This window comes from Apibacter sp. HY039 (assembly GCF_004023655.1).
Lineage (GTDB): Bacteria > Bacteroidota > Bacteroidia > Flavobacteriales > Weeksellaceae > Apibacter > Apibacter raozihei.
This window is the reverse complement of record NZ_SAYM01000005.1, coordinates 72970-98738: the sequence shown is the minus strand read 5'-3', so window position 1 is coordinate 98738 and position 25769 is coordinate 72970. Positions and strand designations below refer to the sequence as shown.

General features: G+C 32.7%; 13 protein-coding genes. 5 read left to right on the top strand and 8 right to left on the bottom strand.

The window, feature by feature from the left end; translation table 11 throughout:
• Positions 1 to 83: 83 nt before the first annotated feature.
• The 5 genes from EQ921_RS11010 to EQ921_RS10990 form a co-directional block, all read right to left on the bottom strand.
• Positions 84 to 719 carry a lysophospholipid acyltransferase family protein gene (locus EQ921_RS11010; RefSeq protein ID WP_128151718.1) on the bottom strand — a complete coding sequence of 212 codons (636 nt, stop codon included), beginning with the start codon at positions 717 to 719 and terminating at the stop codon, positions 84 to 86.
• Positions 720 to 721: 2 nt separating this feature from the next.
• Entirely contained in the window at positions 722 to 1675 is a 954-nt protein-coding gene (locus EQ921_RS11005) for a phosphatidate cytidylyltransferase (RefSeq protein ID WP_128151717.1), read from the bottom strand.
• 247 nt (positions 1676 to 1922) lie between these two features.
• Positions 1923 to 2843 (bottom strand): AAA family ATPase, encoded by a 921-nt coding sequence (locus EQ921_RS11000; protein ID WP_128331694.1) that lies wholly within the window; start codon positions 2841 to 2843, stop codon positions 1923 to 1925.
• 44 nt (positions 2844 to 2887) lie between these two features.
• The gene (locus tag EQ921_RS10995; RefSeq protein WP_128331693.1) at positions 2888 to 4081 is read right to left on the bottom strand and encodes a hypothetical protein; all 1194 of its coding nucleotides are present in this window, start codon (positions 4079 to 4081) and stop codon (positions 2888 to 2890) included.
• Positions 4082 to 4085: 4 nt separating this feature from the next.
• Entirely contained in the window at positions 4086 to 5387 is a 1302-nt protein-coding gene (locus EQ921_RS10990) for a hypothetical protein (RefSeq protein WP_128331692.1), read from the bottom strand.
• 496 nt (positions 5388 to 5883) lie between these two features.
• On the opposite strand from EQ921_RS10990, the gene EQ921_RS10985 reads away from it, so the two are divergent.
• The 5 genes from EQ921_RS10985 (at position 5884) to EQ921_RS10965 (ending at position 21302) form a co-directional block, all read left to right on the top strand.
• Positions 5884 to 8769, top strand: coding sequence for a S8 family serine peptidase (locus EQ921_RS10985; protein ID WP_128331691.1), 2886 nt, complete (start codon positions 5884 to 5886; stop codon positions 8767 to 8769).
• A gap of 401 nt (positions 8770 to 9170) precedes the next feature.
• Positions 9171 to 13925: a fibronectin type III domain-containing protein gene (locus EQ921_RS10980; protein ID WP_128331690.1), complete on the top strand. Its 4755-nt coding sequence runs from the start codon at positions 9171 to 9173 to the stop codon at positions 13923 to 13925.
• Positions 13926 to 14344: 419 nt separating this feature from the next.
• Positions 14345 to 14620, top strand: coding sequence for a Spi family protease inhibitor (locus EQ921_RS10975; protein ID WP_128331689.1), 276 nt, complete (start codon positions 14345 to 14347; stop codon positions 14618 to 14620).
• 45 nt (positions 14621 to 14665) lie between these two features.
• Positions 14666 to 17707: a C10 family peptidase gene (locus tag EQ921_RS10970; protein ID WP_128331688.1), complete on the top strand. Its 3042-nt coding sequence runs from the start codon at positions 14666 to 14668 to the stop codon at positions 17705 to 17707.
• A gap of 535 nt (positions 17708 to 18242) precedes the next feature.
• Positions 18243 to 21302 (top strand): C10 family peptidase, encoded by a 3060-nt coding sequence (locus EQ921_RS10965; RefSeq protein WP_128331687.1) that lies wholly within the window; start codon positions 18243 to 18245, stop codon positions 21300 to 21302.
• Positions 21303 to 21395: 93 nt separating this feature from the next.
• On the opposite strand, the gene EQ921_RS10960 is transcribed toward EQ921_RS10965, so the two are convergent.
• From EQ921_RS10960 to EQ921_RS10950, 3 genes are all read right to left on the bottom strand, one after another.
• Positions 21396 to 21887, bottom strand: coding sequence for a hypothetical protein (locus EQ921_RS10960; RefSeq protein ID WP_128331686.1), 492 nt, complete (start codon positions 21885 to 21887; stop codon positions 21396 to 21398).
• A 77-nt stretch (positions 21888 to 21964) separates the two neighbouring features.
• Positions 21965 to 23236: an APC family permease gene (locus EQ921_RS10955; RefSeq protein WP_128331685.1), complete on the bottom strand. Its 1272-nt coding sequence runs from the start codon at positions 23234 to 23236 to the stop codon at positions 21965 to 21967.
• 23 nt (positions 23237 to 23259) lie between these two features.
• Entirely contained in the window at positions 23260 to 25710 is a 2451-nt protein-coding gene (locus tag EQ921_RS10950; protein WP_128331684.1) for a TonB-dependent siderophore receptor, read from the bottom strand.
• Positions 25711 to 25769: the final 59 nt, after the last annotated feature.

Here is a 25769-nt window from a genome sequence, read left to right as displayed (position 1 = left end):
TTAAACTACTGTTAATGTGAATTTGCAAAAATGAAATGATAATTTTTCACCCGAATTAATCAGAATAATTTACACCATCATTTTCATTTTTCTTTTAATTCAAAAATTTCTCTTTGAATCTGATCTACTATTTCCTGAGGATCATCTGAACTAATCATTTTAGGAGTTCCGAAGGTAAGCGAAGCTTTATGAGGTAAAATTAAATGATCCCCCTTGGGTAAAGCTTTTCCTAATCCTTCAAGATAAACCGGAATATAATTGACCTGCTTATTTGATAGCAATACGTATGCCACACCTTTCTTAAGTGGCTGAGAAACATCTGGATTCCCTCTGCTTCCTTCAGGAAATATTATAAGCGAATATCCTTCTTTTAAAGCATTATCCATTAAATGTATAGGGTCACCTTGAGAATTATTATTTAATAAAACTTTTTTTCTATCTATTAAGAGGGTGTTAACGAAATAATTACTTAATTTTTCTTGCAACCTTGTTTTACCAAAATAATCTTTTGCTGCAACAGGTTTAACTTTGTCTATAAGTGAAGGCGGTAAAGAAGCCATAATGGAAAGTGCATCCAGATGACTGTTGTGATTAGCCACTATTATAAAGCTCTTTTCTTTTAAAAGAAAAGATGATGAATCAAATTTGACTCCTATTACCCACTTGAGAAAATTTTTAATACAAATGGTATATACAAAAATCAGTATAAGCTTTCTCATTCTTAATATGCAAAATAATATACCAGATGAAAAAATACGGGTGCTGTATAAAATAAAGAATCTACTCTATCCAGTATACTTTTCTGTCCGGAAACAGCATTATTCTCTTCTAATATTCCAATATCTTTTTTTATAGCAGTTATAACCAACGATCCAAAAAAACCAGATACCGAAATCATAAAGCTTACCAATAGCAAGGGCCACAATGACAAAGGAGTCAGAAATCCTAAAAAATATCCAATAATTGTTGTACTTATAATTCCTCCTATTAAGCCTTCCCAGGTTTTATTTTCGCTGATTGTGGGTATTATTTTATGTTCTCCCAGTATCTTGCCCCACACATACTGCGAAATATCATTTATTTCTGTCATAAATACTAAAAATAAAAGAAGACCTCTGCCTCCGTTCAAAAAACCATGAATTTCTGGTAAGGATAATAGAAATGCAGTATGGCTGAGGCAAAATATGGATAAAACAGTAATCCATTGTAATGAAGCCATAGACTTAACAATACCTTTAGTATCACCTTTGATGATAAGCCTTACAGGTAAAAATAAAAACATCCATACAGGTATAAATACTATAAATGCACTATACCAACCTGCATATGCCAGATAATAATTGATGGGTATTGCTAAAAATGACCAAAAAACAGCTCTTCGGTCAGAATCTCTGAAATCCAGTATTGAATATAATTCACGGAAAGATAAAAAAGAAAGAAAAGCAATTCCTACAAAGGAAATTCTTTTATCTAAAAAGATAACAATTATAAATATAAAAACGATAATCCACCATGAATTGGTTCTTGACTTTAACTCTTTTAATATGGGCGTAGGTTTTATCAGTCCTATTATAAAAAATAATAGTGAAGCAACTATTAAAAGGACAAAAATTATTGCTATGACTAATAATATTTCATCCTTTTTTAAAATATCCAACCGAAAAAGTGAATTCATATTTAAAAAAAATACAGCCTCAAATTTACGTTTTTTCAGGCTATCATAAAATTATATATGCCGGAAGTTTTAATACCTTCACTTTAAGTAAAAATATTTTCATTAATATTTAAATTAAAATTTACATTTATTTAGTTGTTTAATACGCTTTTATAATTGTACTATTTCATTTCGTATTTTTTTAGAACTTACTTTGTTTTAGCTTACGAACCAGATGTTACGTGATTAAAATACTTATAAAACCACTTTAAAAATCACCATAATTTACCTGAAAACAAGATAGCTTCAACTCTTTTCTCCACATATCAACGACTTGATTTCTGTCGTCTAATATAAATTCAATGTAATATTGATTTTCAATATATTCTTTATAAATTTCCGTTTTCACTATTGAATCTTTTCTGTAATCGTCAGATTTTCTCATCCATAAATTATCGTATGGAATTTCATATTTTTCAAGAAATTCTAACGTAGGTCCTTTATGCTTTTCTTCTCTCCCGGAAACCAATAATATTTTATATCCTAATTTAAAATAATTTTTAAGGACATTTCCTACTGGTAAATTTAATTCATCTTCATTAGATTTTCCTGCATCGAAAGGATTCCTTCCCTTCATCAGTGCTAATGTCCCGTCTAGATCACAAATTAAAGCTTTAGGCAGATTCATATCCTGAACCTTATCTGCATTTGCCGGTTGAGTTAATATTTTTGGTCTTGTAGAAAAATCATAATTTTGTTTTAAATTCTGAAACTGTTCAAACATTCGTTCTAAAACTCTAACCGGGATATGTTTTCCGGTTTGTTCTTCTCTGTTTATACATCTTTTACGGAGTTCTTCAAGGCTAAGGTCAAAAAGTTTAAAAGATATGTCTGCATATGAGTTAAATTTCTTAATGTATTCGGTAATATACTCTTTTTTACAATGGGTAGCATCTATAAGCACATTAGTCTTTCTTTTAATTAATTCCTGTATGGAAGCATCTACCAATTTTGTTATCAAATGTTCTTTTTCTCCTGAAAGATTTTCCTGGGAAAAGTTCATATACCTAAAGTCATCCCGACAAACTCTCATCCAATTTTCTTCTGTTCTCAAAAAATATTTGGCAAATGTCGATTTTCCGCTTCCGGGTGGCCCTATCAAGAGTAATATCTGTATGTTTTTTTTCATTTTAAATCAGTCTCATTTATTTTAATTAATACACAATTTGTTTATCACAACCTTCTATCTAAATTTATTTCTGCTTTTTCCCCCATAATACGATCATATACTAAATTTTTAAGATAATAATTATCGGACTTAATTTCAGCATAAGGCACTTTAAGTAATTCCCAGTTAATCATCCAATCGTTGATAGAGCATTGTAACTTTCTTTCTATTTTTCTTTTTCTCAAGTAATAGTCATAATCTTCTAAAAAGTTAACTCCATATATCATGGTAAGGTATTGATCATTCCTTATTTTAAATGCGGGGGGAATATTTTTAATAAATGCTTTCCGTGGTTTAATTACAATTCCTTCTTCGTTTTCCGCATTTAATGTTTTATACCATGCATAAATTTCTTCAATGATAATGTCTACATTCTTTTCATTAATTTCTTCCAGATATAATAACCCGTCGTCGTTTACTTCCTGATAGCTCAGATTGTCATTTACCAAGATTTCCGTTCCGTCCTCATATACTTTTTTAAGAATGTTAAAGGGTTTAAAAAACATTTTTTCGGTTTTTCCAAAGTGAGCAATCTGTTCTTCATAAATGTCAATTCCCTGTTTATAAGCTTCAAGATTTTTTATTGTAAAATTTTCTACCGATGCGTATTGACGTATTATATGAGCAGGATACTTTTTAGCTACTTCTTTCTCGGAATGGCTGGATGTAAAGCTTATGAAATTTTTATATTCTTCAGACTTTTTAACCTGTTCAATTTTATGATATAATTCTGAATTTTTTAATTCATTGAAATGATTTTTATGCACGGTTAGATAGCCTCTAAACTCATTTTCAATTAAACCTTTACCTAAAGTACTCCAAGGCATGAGTTCAGATTGTATAATTGCAAGCTCCATAGTACTCCAATCGAGCTTTTTATATATCTCTTTACAGGCATTTAGCGCGTCTTCCTTGCTTATATGCTCTATTCTGAATCCATTGCGACTCACAAAATAGGTGTCCTCTATATTTTTATGTAAATATATATCACAATAGGAACCCATATATTTTCTCTGAACCACCAGTTGTGAGACACCATTTCGTAAAAAATAATATACGGCTTCATAAATACTTTCAATTTCTTTTCTTTCAGCTGATTTGGGTGCTGGAGAAATAGTTGGAGAAAATGCATTTACTTTACTTTTACAAAACCAATCGATTCTGCTTTTTAATTTCCTTAATTCACTGTTTTGCTGCATTTTTCTATTGTTTTTGAATTATTACTGCTTGTGTGGGTTGTATTCCGTTTATAGAGTCTCCTATTCCGCTATATTTTGTTATAATACCAGGAATTGAACTTGCACATTCTTCTATCAACTCTTTAAATTCTTTTTCACTGAGTTCAAAATCATGATCCTCATGTCTTTTATCCAAACTTTCTGAATAGTAAACATTAAAATCTGAATTCGGAGTAGTTATAATCATTTTGTTTATATTAAACTGTAATGCTTGTTTAATTAATTTTTTTGCTTCTTCTAAAGTATTATGTTCAATGACTTCAGTCATAATCACATTCACGCATTCATCGGTTCGAACTTGTTCTAAACGCGTATAAAATTCAAGGTTTTCTGCTTGATAACGCTGGGGAAGATATTCTGCCATACTTGCAAAATTTTCATTTTCATCCACAGCTATATAATGGGATCTAAATCCTTTATTCATCATTTTTTTATAATAAATAAACTCACCACAGCCTATATCCACAATTGGCCGGTCCAACTCAAGCTTATCCGTTATAAACCGAACTCTGTCAGCATGTGTTCCCAACCAGCTTAGTTCTGCTTCCATCCCGTATTTTCTTAAATATTCTTCAAAAACCGGTTTTATATTTTTAAACTGCTTCTCTGATTTGGTTGCCCTTTTTATAAATAAATAAAACACAAAGTACGGCACATGGTCAATATTCGTTAAAATTCGTGCATATTTTTGTGCAAACTGATCATCAATAAAGGTAAATAAGCCGTAATCATTAGTTATATGAGCTAAAAGCGCTACCAGGTTTAAAAGATTTATTGCTTCAAATATAGATTTACCTTTAATTTTAAGATTAAATACTTTACCCTGTACCTGTGTTAACTTAATTCCTTCAAAGTATTTGCTTAACAGAAATTCTTCGTCTCTATACCAGTTGGAATGTATAAAAAATGAGGGAATTTCAATAGTACATTCTTGCGTATCTGCTTCTCCTTGTGTAATTCCTAACCAGGAAATTTCTTTTTGAACATATTCTGATTTTTCTTTGAGTATATGATTAAACAATTCATTAGATATGTGTAATATTACTAAAGGATTGCAGTAACTCTGAAAATCTATCTGATTGGAATCTTCAGGTAAATAGCTGTATTTGGTATCCTGAAAGATTACTTCATATTCATAACTACTCACTATATTCCCTACTATAATACCTTTTTTAAGTGGTTTAAAATATAACCCGGCATCGGTTTCAGGATTTTTATGTAATATATCTAATAAATACTTATTAGCACTCTTTATCTTTAGAATCATGATTTATTTATTTTACCATGCAAAACTAAAATAAAAATGCGCAATACAACTACGCAATCAATCAGATAGTAAAATTTACACTATCAAGAAACGAAATCATTGACTTTACTTATATCATTTCCTATTTAAATCTCACCCTTAAAACAAATAAAAAATTAATATAAAATAATAATAAAATAAAAAAAGCAAACACTTGACATAGTTTTTAAAATAAATAATAACTTAATTATACTTTTATGTTGCAAAGAATTAAATTTTATCTTATATTTGGTTTAAATAATTAATCCTAATAGCCTATGAATTAAAAGTACTCATTTTCAAATATAAATTTTTCAAATTTATATAAACACTAAAAATAAGATACACTAAATTATCTTCTTACATTTAAGCCCATTAACTACTCTATCTATCGTCTACGAACCCTCTCTTGTCATAGATTAGACCTATAACTTGTATTCATTAAAAAACAAAAAATTAACCCTACAAAAAAAATTTTATGAGAAAATTACACCTGATATGTTTATATCTTAGTTTTCTTCCCTTATCAATTATTTCACAAACTAAGGAAGATATTGCAGTCATTCAAAAAGAAAGCAATACCAATCATTTGGAAGCAATATCCAAGCTGTTTGATGTGGAGGCAAAAGCTAATAAAGAAAGAGCTTTACAATTAATGAAAACCCGAAAGCTTCAGGAAAAAATTTATCATGAAGACGGAAATGTGTCGGAATTAATTGGTGTAACTGCAGATATGCGTCCTATATATTATATAACGGAAAATATCAAAGCCGCGAAATCAACAAGAGCCAATTACTTAAATTCAGGAGGAGGTTTACGACTAAATTTAGACGGTCAGAATATGACTGCCTACATTTGGGATGAAAATGCAGTGAGATCTACACATCAGGAATTAAAAGGACGAGTTTCCATAGGAGATGGTTCCACGGGAATGAGCAACCATGCCACCCATGTGGCCGGAACTATGATTGCTTCCGGAAAAGATCCTAAAGCCAAAGGAATGGCTTCTCAGGCAAAAGTGATAAGCAACAACTGGAACTCGGATGCTTCAAAGGCTGCTACTGCTGCCACAAACGGTATGACCCTATCCAATCATTCGTATGGTTTCCGGTTTTCGTCTATTACTCCCTGGATGTTTGGAGCCTACTCAAATGAATCAAAAAGCTGGGATGAAATCATGTTTAACGCCCCTTTTTATCTTATGGTATGTTCAGCCGGTAACGACGGATATGCTACCAATCCTAATCCTCTGGCTACAGGGTATGATAAACTATCCGGTTTTAAAACTTCTAAAAATAACCTTGTCGTTGCCAACGCAGAAAATATTGTTATTGATGCGAATGGAAAATTAGCACAAGCAAGCATCAATGGTTCCAGTAGTCAGGGACCTACGGATGATTTACGTATAAAACCTGATATTGCCGGAAATGGTACTGAAATTTATTCTTCCGTTGCTTCAAGCGATGTAAGTTATGCTACCTATACCGGAACTTCCATGGCATCTCCTAATGTTACAGGTACGCTTATATTACTTCAGCAGCACTACAAAAATTTATATGGAACCCTTATGAAAGCTGCTACCCTGAAAGGACTCGCGCTACATACAGCAGATGACGCAGGAACGCCTGGCCCGGACGCTAAATTTGGATGGGGGCTGCTGAATGCTAAATTTGCCGCTGAGACGATCTCTAAAAAAAACAGCAATTCCCTCATTGAAGAAAATATCCTAACCAGCGGTTCTTCATACAGCATAACCGTAAATTCAGATGGCATCAATCCTTTAATTGCTTCCATTTCCTGGACAGATCCGGCAGGTAATGTTGTAAATAGTGGTACAATAAACTTATCAACCGCTGTGTTAGTTAATGATCTTGATATAAGAATTACAAAAAACGGAACCACTTACTATCCTTATCTACTTACCTCAGCAACTACCAGTAGTAAGGGGGATAACAAAGTAGATCCTTTTGAAAGAATTGATATACCCGGCGCGTCAGGGAGTTATACGATTTCCATCAAACATAAAAATAATTTATCCGGAGGAAAACAAAATTACTCTCTTATTGTTACTGGAATTATAAAAAGCAATTGCTCGGCTCCCACAGGTTTGAAAGCTGAAAGAACCACTTCTTCAGGTACTATCCTAAAATGGAATGCAATTGCAGGAGCCGGAAATTATACTGTAGAATATAAAAAAGCTTCCTCTGCTTCATGGTCCGTTGCCTTAACTAATGACAATTCCTACACTTTAACAGGCTTGCAATCTGATACTTCGTATGACTGGCGGATTAAAGCTAATTGTTCGTCCGGGTCAAGTTCCAATTATAGCCAATCTAACTTTAAAACTTTGACAGTTGTTTCCTGTATTCAGAATTATGAGCCCAATGAATCATTTACCACTGCTGCTCCTATAAATACTAACACCAATTATTATGCGGGAATAGGAAGTGCTACCGATAAAGACTATTACAAATTTACAATCAGCGCTGTTTCAAATATCGTTGCCACTTTGGCTAATCTTCCTAAAGATTATGATTTAAAAATTTATAACAGCTCATTTATTCAAATAGGCAGCAGTACCAAGAGCGGCACATCCAGTGAATCCATCACTTTAAACAACCTCCCGGCAGGTACTTATTATGTACTTGTTTACGGTTATAATGGAAATTTTGATTTGTCTCAATGTTATCATTTAAAAGTAAGCACTACCCCTGTAACTTCATCATGTATCAATAATTACGAACCTAACGAATCTTTTGCAACCGCAGTGGCTTTACGTACAAATACGACCTATTCCGCAGGTATTGGCAGCGCAACGGATAAAGATTACTATAAATTTATTTTAGGTTCAAAATCTAATATCAATATTACATTACAAAATTTACCTAAAGATTATGATTTAAAACTTTATAACAGTTCGAAAACTCAAATTGGCAGCAGTACATTCAGTGGTACTACCAACGAAACAATTGCCATGAATAACTTAGCACCGGGCACCTACTATATATTAGTGTATGGGCATGCAGGAAATTTTGACTTATCAAAATGTTATAATTTAAGAATCAATGTTTCAAGTACGAATGCTTCAAATGCTGAATCAGAGTTAGCAAATCCTAATCCTGAGAATACTTTTATAAGTCCTTCTCTGTACCCAAATCCGGTAGAGAACACACTTTTTATAAAAGATATTAAGTATAGTTCCAACGAAGTGGAAGTAATAACTATTACGGACAGAAATGGAAGAGTGGTTAAAACCGCAACCGTTAAGTCCGGTAGTGAAATCACCTTAGATGTATCCGAATTACCTTCAAATTTATATTTTTTACGTATTCAAGATTATAATTTTAAATTTTTCAAAAAATAACTTCTTAGGGAGTATCTAAAATAAAACCGAAGGATTGGTTTTCTTCGGTTTTATTTTTCATTAACTATTAAACGAAAATAAACAACATTTAAATAGTATTTATTTCACAATCATTTATTATCATACTATTAAAATAATTATTTAAATTAACTATTTAAAAGAATATAAAAAATATATATTTTATATAAATAAAAAATGAATTCTGTATATTTGAATACTAGTAATTCTAACGTATATGCCTATGAAATAACCTTTACTTTCTATTCCCCACACTCTCTTTACTATTTTATTTTAAGTAATCTTAAACCAATTTATGCTGACCTGTTGATTGATATGTTTTTAATTCAATCTTAAGGACACGGATTCATTTAAATATTTTGTAATTAATCAAAAAACTAACTATGTTCAAATTCAAGCATTTTTTAATTGTTATAGGAATTCTTACTTCCTGCTTTTTTAAAGCTCAGGATATTTCTGAGGAAAAAGCCCAAATAGTAGCGAAAAATTTTATATCGCTTTATTCTAAAAATCAAAAATCATCTGAAATTCAATTAATCAACATAACTAATCGAATAAATAATAATTACAACGGTTTTTATGTGTTCAAAAACGCTACCGTAAACGGTTTCTATATCATTTCCGCTACCCGTAAAAACCATCCTATTTTAGCTTATTCATTTGATTCTAATATAGATGAAAATAAAATTCAATCTCCTGAGTTTTTGTATTTACTTAGCGGATATCAGGAATGCAATGCATATTTAAGTAAAAATAAATCAAGCAAAATCAGCTCTGAAGAAGATACAAAAATTTTTGATGAATGGGAAGCTTTACTTTCGGCAAGCAACCTTCCTCCTTCTCAAAATTCTAAAGTAACTTTTGCTTCCAGTGTTTCACCACTAATAAAAACTAACTGGAGCCAGTCAACCTACTACAATAAACTTACTCCGGTTACGTATGAAGGAAAATCATCTCTGACCGGATGTGTAGCTACTGCCATGGCTCAAATTATGAAATTCTGGAATTATCCGGCTAAAGGAAACGGTAGTCATACCTACACCATTTCTGACCAAAGCTATAATTGGAAAGGAAAAACCTTAACTGCGAACTTTGGCAATACTAACTATTCCTGGAATAACATGCCTAATTCACTCTCAGCTTCTTCATCTACCCAGCAAGTAGATGCAGTCTCCACTTTAATGCTTCATGCCGGAATTTCCATAGATATGATGTATGGCCCCACTGCTTCTATAGCTGGTAATTCAAATGTTGTTTCGGCTTTAAAATATTATTTTAAATATAGCTCTGATATTAGTCTTATATATAAGTCCCGTTACACTAGTGACTCCGAATGGCTAAACCTGATTAAAGAACAATTAACAAAAGGATATCCGGTTTATTTTACCGGAACTTCTTCTTTGGGGAGCGGACATGCATTTGTTGCTGACGGTTATGATGCTAATAATCTTGTCCACTTCAATTTAGGATGGGGAGGTTATGCTAACGGCTACTATCAGATTACCAATCCCGGGGGATTTTCAAATAATCAGGCTATAATTACCAACATTTCCCCTTTTACTCCAACGTGTACTTCTCCAACAGGGCTATCTGTTTCCAATATTTTAGCCAATAGTGCTACCCTTAAATGGTATGAGGTAAACGGGGCAAAAAGCTATACAGTAGAGTATAAGCCTGCTACAGCTAACAACTGGACAGTTGCTACGGCTGCTACTTCTGCTTCTTCATTTACCTTATCCGGTTTAAAACCAACTACCGTTTATCTTTGGAGAGTAAAAGCCAATTGTTCCGCCTCTGATACTTCCCTATATGGTCAGAATGATTTCACCACTCAGTCCAGTTGTTCTGTACCTACAGGACTTTCCGCTTCCGATCTATCCGCCAACAGTGCTACCTTTAATTGGTATGTCGTAGACAATGCGCAAAACTATACCTTAGAATATAAGCTTGCTACTGCTTCAACGTGGACCGTTGCTGCTACTTCTACTAACGCCACCAATTTTACCTTATCCGGATTAAAACCCAACACGATTTATCATTGGAGGGTAAAGAGCAATTGTTCTACTTCCGTTAGTTCAGGATATGCTCTAAGTAGTTTTACTACTTTATCTAGTTGTACTAACCCAAAAGGTGGTGTTTATGCAGCGAATATCTCATCCAATAGTGCTGTTCTTAAATGGTATTCGGTAAGCGGAGCTCAAAGCTATACTCTTGAATATAAAGCAGGTACTACTGCTAACTGGACAATTGCAAATGCTTCTATAACAACTTCTTATTTTAACTTAACCGGATTAAAGGCCAATACTGCTTACTACTGGAGAGTAAAAACCAATTGTTCAACCTCCAATAGTTCCGGATATACTGAAGGCTACTTTACCACTTCGAACAGCTGCCCAACTCCAACCGGCGCTTCCACCTACAATATTTTGACTACAAGTGCTGTCCTTAGGTGGCATGCCATGAATAATGCAAAAAGCTATACAGTAGAATATAAGATTGCTTCGGCAACCCAATGGACCGTTGCAGCAACATCTCTTACTTCTACCTCTTTCACTCTATCCGGATTAGCGGCTAATACAACATATTATTGGAGAATAAAGACGAATTGTTCGGCTTCCGATAGTTCCGGATATGATCTCAATGCTTTTACCACTTTACCTACCTGCACTACTCCAACTGGTTTCACTATTTCAGATATCTCTTCCACCAGTGCTATACTCAGATGGTATGCAATGAGCGGAGCTCAAAGCTATACAGTAGAATATAAGCTTGTAACGGCTGCTAACTGGACCGTTGTTTCTGTTTCTACTAAAGCTACCTCATTCAGCTTATCCGGTTTAAAAGCAAATACTATGTATCATTGTAGAGTAAAAACCAATTGTCCAACCGGTAGTAGTTCAGGCTATGTTCAAAGTGGTTTTACCACTTTAAGCAGCTGCCTTACTCCAACAGGAACTTCTACCTCTAATGTCTCTGTTTCGAGTGCTATCCTTAAATGGAATGCAATGAGCGGTGCAAAAAGCTATACCATAGAATATAAGCTTGCAACAGAAGCATACTGGTCTGTTGCTACAACTTCTACCACCGCAACTTCTTTTACCTTATCCGGTCTAAAAGCCAATACAGCTTACCAATGGAGAATAAAAACCAATTGTTCTACTTCCGATAGTTCCGGATATGTTCAAAACGGTTTTACTACTTTTAGTAATTGCACAACTCCAACCAGTATTTACGCTTATGACATCACCACTACCAGTGCAGTGCTTAGATGGTATGCAATGAGTGGTGCCCAAAGCTATACATTGGAATACAGACCTGCTACATCACCTAACTGGACGATCGCTACGACTTCAACTACCGCATCCTATTTCACCTTATCCGGTTTAAAGGCTAATACTTCTTACTATTGGAGGGTAAAAACCAATTGTTCTGCCTCCAATAATTCAGGATATGCTCAAGGAATGTTTACTACTAAAAATAGTTGTTCCACACCAGCTGGTGTTACGGCCTCTAAAATTTCTTCTACAAGTGCCGATCTTACCTGGTATGCCGTGAGTGGAGCTCAGAGCTATACCGTAGAGTTTAAGCAATCTTCTGAAACTACATGGAAGGTTGCCACAGCTTCTACAACTTCTACTTATTTCACCTTATCCGGCTTAAAAGCTAATACAGCTTATGATTGGATGGTAAAAAGTAATTGTTCGGCTAACAGTAGTTCCGGATATGCCCGAACTGGTTTCACAACTTTAAGCAGCTGTGTTACCCCAACAGGTATCTCCGCCTTTGACGTTTCCTCTGGCAGTGCTGTTCTCAGATGGCATGCCATAAGTGATGCAAAAGGCTATACGGTGGAATATAAAATTTCTTCAGACATTAACTGGACAGTGGCAACTGCCTCAACTACTTCAACGTCTTTTATCTTATCAGGACTGAAAGCTGGTACAGCTTATCAATGGAGAGTAAAAACCAATTGTTCAGCTTCCAGCAGTTCCGCATATGCTCAAAGCCGTTTTTCTACTTTACCTGGTTGCTCTACACCGGAAGGTATTTACCTATATAATATTTCAGCCAACAGTGCCGATCTTAAATGGTATACAGCAAGTGGTGTAAAAAGCTACACTGTTGAATACAAGCAGACTTCAGCAACCAGCTGGACTTTAGCTACAGCTTCTACTACAACTCCTTATTTTACCTTATCCGGATTAAAGGCTAATACAGCTTATCAATGGAGAGTAAAAACTAACTGTTCCGCTTCCGAAAGTTCCGGATATGCTCAAGGAAGTTTTTCAACTTTGAATAATTGTTCTGCCCCAACAGGGCTATCCGCTTCTAATATATCTGATTCAAGCGTTTCGCTTAAATGGTACGTAGTAAACGGAGCTCAAAGCTATCGTATTGAATATAAACTACCTACTGAAACTAATTGGAAAGTGGCAACTGCTTCTACCTCCTCAACCTCTTTCACCCTATCCGGCTTACGAGCTAACACATTCTATATTTGGAGGGTGAAAACCAACTGTCCTACTTCCAATAGTTCTGAATACACCCAAAGTAATTTTACTACTTTGAGTAGCTGCACTACTCCAACAGGTCTTTTAGCCACTGATATCTCTGACAACAGTGTTATCTTTAAATGGTATACCACAGCCGGAGCTCTAAGCTACACTGTTGAATATAAAACATCTTCAGCAACTAACTGGACGACTGCTACTTCAATGCCTACCTCCTCCTTTTTCTCCTTAACAGGATTAAAAGCGAATACAGATTATTATTGGAGGGTAAAAACCAATTGTGCCGCTTCTCATAGTTCAGACTATAATCAAAGTAGCTTTAGAACAAATTCATCTTCTACCAGTACTGACTTTAATGAGGATAATCCATATAGTAATAAAAGTAATGCTATCCCTTCCTCAATTTTAGTATACCCAAATCCAGTTGAAAATACAATTTTTATAAAAGGATTAGATTCTAATATTAATAACTATTATTTAATAACTATTCTGGACAGAAACGGAAAATTAATTAAAACTGCTACAATTAAACCCGCCAAGGAAATAACCTTGGATGTATCAGAGTTAACACCGAATTTATATTTCTTACGTATTCAAAACTCTAATTTTAAATTTATTAAAAAATAAAATTTTATAGTAATTAAAATAAAACCGAAGATAACTAAGTCTTCGGTTTTTATTTTCCTTCTTGTTGTCTTTTGATATAAACAAGATATATAAAAGTTAAATATTTAAAAAATATTTTTTTTACTTTTAAGATAATATGCTGTAAAATTATTATCTCAATTGATTGTGAAAAAAAATATAAAAAAAACAAATATTATATAAATAAATAATAAATTTTGTAGATTTGAATACTATTAATTTAAATAAACACGCCTATGATTTAGCTCTTACTATTTATTTACTCGCTCATATTTTTAAATTTATTGTTAAAATAAAACCTGTAAACTATTTTATCCTTAATATATGTTTATACTTACAAATCCAACATTTGTATACGGTTTTATATAAACATTTAACAAATTATCAAAAAAAAACTAACTATGTTCAAATTCAAACACTTTTTAATTGTTATAGGAATTTTTACTTCTTATTGTTTTTATGCTCAGGATATTTCTGAGGAAAAAGCACAAATAGTAGCGAAAAATTTTATATCGCTTTATTCTAAACATCAAAAATCAACTGAAATTCGATTAACTAACATAACTGATCGAATAAATAAAAATTATAACGGTTTTTATATTTTTAAAAATGCTACCGAAAGCGGTTTTTATATTATTTCTGCTACTAATAAAAATCATCCCATTTTAGCTTATTAATTTAATTCCAAAATAAATGAAGATAAAACTCAATCTCCGGAGTTTTTGTACCTACTTAGCGGATACCAGGAATGCAATGAATATTTAATAAAAAACAAATCAAGCAAATTCAGATCTGAAGAAAATACAGTGATTAATAATGAATGGAAAGCTTTACTTTCAGGAACTTTCCTTCCTCTTTCTAAAAATTCTAAAACATCTTTAGCTACCAGTGTTTCGCCATTAATCAAAACCATGTGGAATCAATCTCCCTATTATAACAAACTAACCCCAGTAACATATGAGGGAACCTCCTGTGTTACCGGATGTGTAGCTACTACTATGGCTCAGATTATGAAATTCTGGAATTATCCAGATAAAGGAATAGGTTCTCACTCATATGTTATTTCTAATCGTTATTACAACTGGAAGGGTAAAACATTAACCGCAGATTTTGAAAAATCATACTATCAATGGAATAATATGCCTATTTATCTTTCCGATAATTCAACGTCTCAACAAGTTGATGCTGTAGCTACTTTGATGCTACATGCAGGAATTTCCGTTGATATGATGTACAGCCCTTCAGGATCAGGTGCTTATAGCTCTAGAGCACTTTTAGCTCTAAAGAATTATTTTAACTATAGCAATGATATTGAAATGAAATACAGATCTAACTATACCAATGATACAGACTGGTTAAATTTGGTCAAAGAACAATTATCAAAAGGATTTCCGGTTTATTTTTCCGGAAACTCTTCTTCCAGCGGTCATGCTTTTATCGCAGATGGCTATGACTCTAATAACTTAATACATTTCAATTTAGGATGGGGTGGTTTCTTTGATGGATATTACCAGATAACTAATCCTCAGGGATATTCTATTAATCAATCTGTTATCATTAATATAAAACCTCCCTGCTCTGCTCCCACAGGACTTACTGTATCAAACATTTCTTCCCATAGTGCTACCCTTGCATGGAACACAATGAGTTTGGCTCAAAGTTATGACGTGGAATATAAACCTTCTGCTGATACGGAATGGATTGTAGCCACTTCTTCTACTACTGCTAATTCAATTACTTTATCAGACTTAAACCCTAACACCAAATATTCGTGGAGGGTGAAAACAAATTGTTCTGATTCCATTTTTTCTGAATATAGTCAATACGACTTCACTACCATTGAAAAATGCCCTACTCCAACAAATCTTACTATTTCTAATTTATCTACTAATGATGTTATTATTAAATGGGATGAGATTAGTATGTCAAAAGGTTATACAGTAGAATACAAAACTTCAATTAACTCTGACTGGATAGTTGCAACTACATCGCTTAAAACAAATACTTTGACTCTTTCTAATTTAATTTCTGATACAAAATACTTATGGAGAGTGAAAACAAACTGTTCTGATTCTAATTTTTCTGAATATAATCAGTATGAATTCACAACCTTGAAAGGTTGCCCTGCTCCAACTGGTCTTACTATTTCAAATTTATCTACTAATGGTGTTTACCTGAAATGGAATGACATTAGTAGCGCCCTGAGCTATACCCTTGAATACAAAGCTTCTGATGAAGATAAATGGACAATCATAAAAAATATTACTTCCGGTAGTTCTCTTACACTCTATAGATTAAAAGAGAATACCGCTTACCTCTGGAGAATCAAAACCAATTGTCCGGATTCTAAATCTTCGTATGTGCAAGGTAGTTTTAATACATTAAGTAGTTGTTTTTCACCTTCAAGATTAATTGCATCAGATATTACTGAAAATAGTGTCAACCTAAGATGGAATGTCATTAGCAGTGCACTGAGCTATACCCTGGAATACAGAGCATCTTCCGACAACGAATGGACTAAAACTACTGTTTCTAATGGAGATAGCTCAATCACTCTTACTGGATTGAAAGAGAAAAAACGTTATTACTGGAGAGTTAAATCAAATTGTTCTAACTCTGAAAGCTCTGAATATACTGAAAACACCTTTTTAACTTTAGCTATTTGTCCTTTACCTTCCGGACTTGCAACTACAAATATATTAACCAACAGTGCCATCCTTAACTGGAACGCAGGGAAAGATAATCAAACTTTCAGAGTTGAATATAAAGCTTCTGATGAAGATAAATGGAATGTCATACTACTTAACACTAAAGGAACTTCTTTAATATTATACGGATTAAAAGAGAATACCGCTTACCTCTGGAGAATCAAAACTAATTGTACGGATTCTAAATCTCCATATGTGCAAGGTAGTTTTAATACATTAAGTAGTTGTTTTTCACCTTCAAGATTAATTGCATCAGATATTACTGAAAATAGTGTTAACCTAAGATGGAATGTCATTAGCAGTGCACTGAGCTATACCCTGGAATACAGAGCATCTTCCGACAACGAATGGACTAAAACTACTGTTTCTAATGGAGATAGCTCAATCACTCTTACTGGATTGAAAGAGAAAAAACGTTATTACTGGAGAGTTAAATCAAATTGTTCTAACTCTGAAAGCTCTGAATATACTGAAAACACCTTTTTAACTTTAGCTATTTGTCCTTTACCTTCCGGACTTGCAACTACAAATATATTAACCAACAGTGCCATCCTTAACTGGAACGCAGGGAAAGATAATCAAACTTTCAGAGTTGAATATAAAGCTTCTGATGAAGATAAATGGAATGTCATACTACTTAACACTAAAGGAACTTCTTTAATATTATACGGATTAAAAGAAAATACCGCTTACCTCTGGAGAATCAAAACTAATTGTACGGATTCTAAATCTTCGTATGTACAAGGTAGTTTTAATACTTCTTCATCTATGAGCGATATGCTTAATGATGATTTTGATACGCAAAATAAAAAAGAAAGCAAGTATTCCTCAATATCATTATATCCTAATCCTGTAGAAGAAATTGTATATATTAAGGGTATTGAATTTAAAGAGAATGACAATTTATTGATTACTATTATTGATAGAAATGGAAAAATTGTTAAAACCGTTACTGTTCAACCTCACAAAAAAATTACAGTGGATGTATCCGAATTAACTTCAAACCTATATTTCTTACGTATTAAAGATCAAACTTTTAAATTTATAAAAAAATAATATTTACTGAAATTGTATAAAAAAACCGAAGAATTTATTTTCCTCGGTTTTTTTTTATTTTTAAATGTTGTACTTAGAAAAAGCACCAAACTAACAAAACATTAATAAAATAATTATAAAGAAATTTTTAAGTATTTCATAATTTATTTTATAATATAAAAAGTTACAAATATTAAAAATTATAACTGTTCTTTCTTTCTCTTTTTATAAAGCAAATAATAACAATAAATTTTATTACAAAAAATTGCAACCAAACATAAGTTACATATATTTTTTATTAAAATATATCATAAATTAAACATATTTTATACATATTAATTATAAAATTAGTATATTTGAATAGACTAACATTAATTACTACTGCCTATGATAATGTACTACATCTAATCTTTGTCTTATATTAATTATACTCGGATTTAAAATTAAGACGGCTCTGAACCTTTATATTCTATTATGTCATTACTATTTGCTACTATTATATAGAATACTTATTATTTTTTACCAATTATTATTACTAATTTACAAATAAGCTTTTATGAATAATTACAAGTACATTATTATAGTTATGGGTATTCTTATACCTTATCTATTCCATGGACAAGATGTTTCCGAAAAAACTGCGGAATATGTAGCAAAAAATTTTCTAATTTTTAAATCAGAAAAGCATAAGTCTGGAAATATTGGATTGACGAATGTTACAGACCAACTTGATAAAAAATACGATGGTTTTTATATTTTTAAAAATACTGATGGAAATGGTTTTATTATTATTTCATCAGAAAGTGAAAATCACCCCGTTTTAGCTTATTCTCTTGATTCTCCCATTACCTTAGACCAATCAATTTCTCCTGAATTACTATATATTCTTAACAATTACCAATTGGCTAATGAATATCTAAGAAAAAACAAAGCTCAAAAAGTTATCAATCAAGAGAATTCGTTAATCGAAGAAGAATGGAAAGCTTTACTTACAGGAAAAGCACTTCCTCTAGCTAAAAGTTCCAATGTTTCTCTAGCTTCTAACGTTGATCCTCTACTTAAAACCATATGGAATCAGTATCCATACTATAATAAGCTGGCACCTGTTACTTATGAAGGAAAATCTTCTCTGACCGGGTGTGTAGCTACAGCTATGGCTCAAATAATGAAATTCTGGAATTATCCTGACAAAGGGAGTGGATCACATACGTATACAATAGCTAATAATTTTTACAACTGGAAAGGGAAAACGTTAACTGCTAATTTCCAGAATACAAACTACCAATGGAATCATATGCCTAATTTTCTTTCGAGCTCCTCATCCGCCCAACAGGTGGATGCTGTGGCAACTTTAATGTATCATGCCGGAGTTTCAGTGAATATGATATATGGACCTTCAGCTTCCGGAGCTTTTGACGCTAATGTTGTCCCCGCTTTGAAAAATTACTTTAAATACAGTCCTTCAGCTGAAATAAAGTACAGATCAAACTATACCAGTAATGCGGAATGGCTAAACTTAGTAAAAGATCAGCTAACCAAAAACTATCCTGTTTATTTTATGGGAAGGTCATCCTCCGGCGGACATGCATTTGTTGCTGACGGTTACGACTCAAACAATCTGATTCACTTTAATTTAGGATGGGGTGGAAAGGCTAATGGATATTATCAAATAACCAATCCTCAAGGATTTACCAATAATCAGGCTGTAATTATCAATATTTTTCCTCCCGTACCCACATGCTCTGCTCCAGACGATCTTAGCATTACTTATATAAATGGTAGTGGTGCTATACTTAACTGGAAAGCAGTGAACGGAGCTAAGAACTATACCGTTGAATACAAAATGGAATCAGAGGATAACTGGATTGCCACTACTATTGAAAACACTGCTACATCTTTCACTTTATCTAAATTAAATGCAGGTACATCGTATCTATGTAGAATCAAAACAAATTGCTATAATTCAAGCAGTTCTATATACAAACAAAATTCTTTTACTACAAGAAACTGTCCATTTACTACCGGACTTAACGTTTCTAATATATCCGATACGAGCGCCTTACTTTCATGGAATCCTGGTAATAGAGTTAATAAATACTCAATTGAATTTAAAGCTTATTCTGATACAATATGGACACGTGCCTATACAACTTCCAATTCATTTGAACTGAAGGGCCTACAAACTAACACATCGTACGACTGGAGAGTAAATACGTATTGTGATATGAGAATGAATTCAGGATATTCACAAAGTAGTTTTGTGACCTCCGGTGGCTGTATATCCCCTTCTGGACTAAACACAACCAATATTTCAACTAATAAAGCAACTCTTAATTGGAATTTGGTAAATGGCGCAGTAAATTATATAGTGGAGTATAAATCTCTTTCAGATACCAACTGGAATACAGCCAGAACAACATCTAATGTTTATACAATTTCAGGATTAGAAGAGAATACTTCATATAGCTGGAGAATAAAAGCAAACTGTACCACGTCATCAAGCTCCGCTTATTCTCAAAGTAATTTTAATACTTCCGGGACTTGTATAAATCCTTCGGGGCTCAATACTAATAATATATCAAAAAATAGTGCTACTGTTAATTGGGAACAAGTTTCCGGTGCCTTCAGGTACAAAGTTGAATACAAAAATGATACACTTACCAATTGGGTAACTGCTACGGTAACAACGGATAATTCTTTCACATTTACCGGACTTGAACCGAATACCTTTTATAACTGGAGAGTTATAACTTACTGTTCTCCCTCAATCAGTTCCGGATTTTCTCAAAGTGTTTTCAGGACTGCTAGCGATTGCTCAGCCCCATCGGGACTTAGGGTAATTAATATCACAAATAACAGCGCTTCACTTAACTGGAATCCAATTGCCGGAGTCTATAAATATAAGGTTGAATATAAAGCTGCTTATGATACTATATGGATAATGGTTAGAACAAAATCAAATGCTTTTACCATATCAGGATTGAAAGAGAACACTTCTTACACTTGGAGAGTGAAAACATACTGTTCCACGTCTTCAACCTCTGCTTATTCTCAAAGTGATTTTATTACACCAGAAACCTGCATTACTCCTTCAGACTTATCCGAAACAAATATATCAAGCAATAGTGCTAAACTTAGCTGGTTATCGGTTAACGGAGCCTACAGATATAAAGTTGAATTTAAGCCTACTAATACTTCTTTTTGGACCACAGCTGCTGTAACAGCTAACAATTATGCATCTTTAACTGGTTTATTACCTGATGTATCTTATGATTGGAGAGTAACAACCTATTGTTCTCCTTCAGTTCAATCCAGATACGCTCAAAGTAGTTTTAGAACCAATTTATCATCTACAAATGATATAACTTTTGGAGACACCCTATCTTCCTCAGTTTCATTGCATCCTAATCCTGTAGAAGATATCATATATATTAAGGGGATTAAAGTGGAAGGAAGTAAAAATATAATAGCTACAATTATTGATAGAAATGGAAAAATTGTTAAAACTTTTGCCATTAAACCTGATAAAGAAATTTGTTTGGATGTATCCGAATTAACCTCAAATGTATATTTTTTACGTATAAAGGAGCAAACTCTTAAATTTATAAAAAAATAATATTTATTGAATATATATAACAAAAAACCGAAGGCAAGGATTCCTTCGGTTTTTTATTAATTTTATATACTGTTTGTAAAAAATACAAAATAGCTATTTTTTAACAAGACTTTCGTAACAATCATTTATCCAACCTACTATTTTACTTGTTAATTTAAATAATTTCTTTTCTGACATAAATTCTAATATATCATCCGTATCACTCAGCATAATATAATTTATATATACTGATTTTGTATCTACCCCTGATTTTAGATAAACTTGAACATCTGGCATATCTGTCATTACGAACTTTTCAAAATCATATTTTTCTTTCATTAATGATGAAACCAATTGCCTAATATCATTGGGTAGATGGGTTTCTATTACAAAATGAAGACCATGTTCTGTGCTATCTTTAAATTTATCAAATGAGCCTAAGTAACATAAAAGCTTAAAATTTTTATCAATAAAAAAATCAGCAGACAATAATCGTTCTGTAAAACCGTCAGAATATCTAAAAGCCATTATAAAGTCTTCATGCAAACTCCATAATTTATTTTGATTATCATAGTTTAAATAATTGCAAGCTATATACTTACTCATCTTAATTCTAATTTAACACTAATGTTAAATTTACAAATATTCCAATTATTATATCTTATATTAATTAAAAGACTATTTTATTCTTTAATCATTTTATTCTTATCGAAAAAATACAAGATACCTCCAACTAATATTATACCTAAACCTATAAAACTTTCTCTTGGATGATTTGCAAAAGTAAAGTACAGAATGTAAAAACTAAAAAGTAAAAATATACTGGGTAATAGTAAAAACCAGTTACCTTTGAATAAAGTCCGGTCTTTTTTCTTAAGAAATAAAGAAGTGCTTACTGCCGCAGTGGCAAGTAACTGAAGTACAAAAGAGGTATAGATAAAAATTTCCTCGAATTTTCCACTAAGTATAATTATTATACTTATCAAAGTATGTATTAATACTGCCCGAATAGGGATTCTATTTTTATTTTCTTTTTCAAGATATTTCCATAAACGATTTTCTCTGGCTGTAGCTTGAGTAACTCTGGAACCTACCCATAAATATCCGCTTATAGTTGCTACTAATTGCAATGCAATAAAATAATTTACCCATTTTACGCCATCAGCTCCCAATACGTTATAAAATGCTATATTGGCAACGTCTTCCTTTCCGCTTAATTCACTGATAGAGGCGTGATACAGAAATACAAAATTAACCAGTACATAGCTTATGGTTACAAATGACGTACCTATAATTAATGCTTTGGGAAGGTTAACCTTTGGCTTATCCAGTTCTTCGACTATATAGGATGCTGAATTCCATCCGGTATATGCATAGGTAACAAAAACCAAAGAACTGGCAAATGCGGGCATCAATAATTCATTTTTCCATGTTGAATCCCACAATAAAGCATTAGGCTGACTGGGAAAAATAATAAAACCTATAATGATCAAAACTACTATAAAAACCACTTTAAGTATGGCAAAAATGTTTTGAAAATGACTACTTACTTTAAGGCTAAAACACTGAAAAACAGCAATAAATATAATAACAAAAATAGCAAATGTTTTAACTTGTTCTATTCCCAGATATTTAGCCATAGCCAATGCAGCTAAAGAAACGGGAGCAGAAAAGCCGACTATTAAAGACACCCAGCTGGTTAAATATCCGGCTAACGGATGATAGGTTCGGGAAAGATAAATATAATCACCACCGGATTGCTTAAAATGTGTTCCTAATTCTGCATATACAAATGCCCCAATTAAGGCCAATACCCCTCCTGCAAACCAAAGTAAAAGTAAGGTAAATGTATTATGCAATTCAGGAACCTGATACCCTAAACTGGTAAATACTCCTGTTCCTATCATATTGGAAACAACAATAGCTGTTGCTGTTTTCCATCCAATTTTTTTCATTTTACTTTTTTCGTGGTGAATAATTAAAAGTTCATATTTAACCTGGCAAACCAGTTGGCTCCTGTAATCCCCATTTGGACAGGAGCATATTTAAATACATTATAATATGAATTTTCATAAATTTGTTTATCAGGAAATATATCAAATACATTATTACCTCCCAAAGTAATTCCCAGATTTTTAGTCAAGCTATAACTGATACTAAAATCAGTAACGTACTTGGAGGAATGGTATTGTATTTCTCCATATGGATAACCGTTACGCGTAACTTTTCCATAATAAGTATTTCTCACTAAAAAATTCCATTTATTAAGCGTATATATTAATCCCAGACTTGCTTTTGATTTAGGTGTCAGCGATTCAATGATGTTTACCTGATCCGGGCCGAAGTACTCATTTCTGTCACCTCCGAAAACTTCAGGAAAATGATAATCAATAATTTTAGTTTCCGTATAATTACCTGACAAACTGACATCTAATTTTCCTGCCCCTACATAAAAACTATAAGCAGCTACCCAATCAATACCTTTAGTTTCTGTATCTACGGCATTCGTAAAAAACCGTGCCCCTTCTACTCCGTAAGATTGAATCAGGTCATTTACAAATTCACTGGTTAAAACAATTCTGTCATTTACTCTTATATAGTATCCATCTAAAGTTATATAAAGTTTATTTACAGGACGAAAAGTTAAACCTGCACTCACATTTACAGACTTTTCATCTTTTAATTTTTCTATTCCTAAAGCTTTTGCCAGATTACTATCATTTGTAAAAATACCTTTAGCTACAATTTTATTTCCTGTAGTTGAAATATCTGTATATGAATTATTAAAATATTGTTGTTGAAGAGAAGGGGCTCTAAAACCAGTACTAACCGCGCCTCGTATTGCAAATCCCTGAGCATATTCATATCTCACAGCTAATTTTCCGGTTACTGAATTACCAAAATCACTGAAATGTTCATACCTGCCCGCTATATTTCCTGACAGACGCCCTAAAGTAAAAGCTAAATCTGCATAAGTAGCCACACTTGTCCTGTTTTTATTTATAGAATTTAATGGTGAGAATCCGACAAATCCCTGTGAGCCTCCTGCTCCTATTATATCTTCAGGCTTGGTTACTTCAGATACAATATTTCCATATTTATCATATCTGGCCCATGAAGCTTCTTCTCCTGCTGTTATTTTATATTGTTCATATCTGAATTCAGTACCTAAACCCAAAGAAAAATACGAATTTATTTTTTTTGAAACATCAAGGTTTATAGTGTTTTGTAAAAAACTGTGTCCGCCTGCATTAAATCTGGTTGGAGAATGTATTCCTAAAGAAGCATTGTTTGTATTTGCAACCTGATAATTGAAAATATTCTCTCCAAAAGTATTGCTTAAATCAATAATCCAGTTATCGTATTTATATTTGATCCCAGCTACCTGTGAGATATCATAGATGTTCGATTTTAACAAAGGCTGAAATCCATTAGGATAAATTTCTGTTACGACATTATCCGTTTCACTGGGTAATCTTCTGAACTCAGCTCCTTCCCCTTGCCTTAGACTAGCTCCTCCGAAAGTGTAAAACTCCAATTTCTGTGATAATGGATATATTACATTTATAAAAAATTGTTGATTTTTTATTTTGGCATCTCCTATTCTAAATCTGAAATCTTTTTGTGATAAACCTCTTGCAGCCATAATCGTTTCATCATTGGCACGAGCTTGAGCTGGATCCGGAGCAAAGTCATAAGCAAAATTATCTCCAAATTTATCCAGATTATTTTCGTATGACCTATTTGTAGCATTCCTTTGACTAACGACAAATGATAAATTTATAGATCCTCCATCATTACCTAATTTAGTACCATAGTTACTACTTAAACTGTAGTTTTCTCCATCATTTCTGTTAGTTACCCCATAAGTAGCAGATATACTACCTCCGAAGCTTTTTTTTAGGACAATATTTATAACTCCTGCAATTGCATCAGATCCATACTGCGCGGCTGCACCATCCCGTAGGACTTCAATTCTTTCTATTGCTGAAGCTGGAATAGCACTTAAATCGGTTCCTACAGAGCCGTTTCCTACTGTATTCTGATAATTGACTAATGATGTTGTATGTCTTCTTTTCCCATTTATAAGAACCAGAACCTGATCCGGTCCCATTCCTCTTAATGTTGCCGGATCAACATGCTCCGTACCATCGGATGAAGATTGTTTTACGGAATTGAATGAAGGTACCAAATAGTTTAACAAATCATTTACAGTCGCCTGAGGTGATAATTTTTCTATTTTTTTCACATCGATAACATCAATAGCTACAGGAGAATTAATGGCTGTTCGCGCAGTATTTCTTCCCCCTACTATCACTATATTCTCCAAATTACTTATATTTTGCTGCAATGAGTCTGACTCTTGAGCATTTAATGTGAATAGGGAAAAAATAATAACACTTGAAGTAAAAAAATATTTGATTTTCATTCTTTAATTTTTCAATAATTTATACAAAAATGAGACTTGCTCTTCAAGAAAAGAAAAAA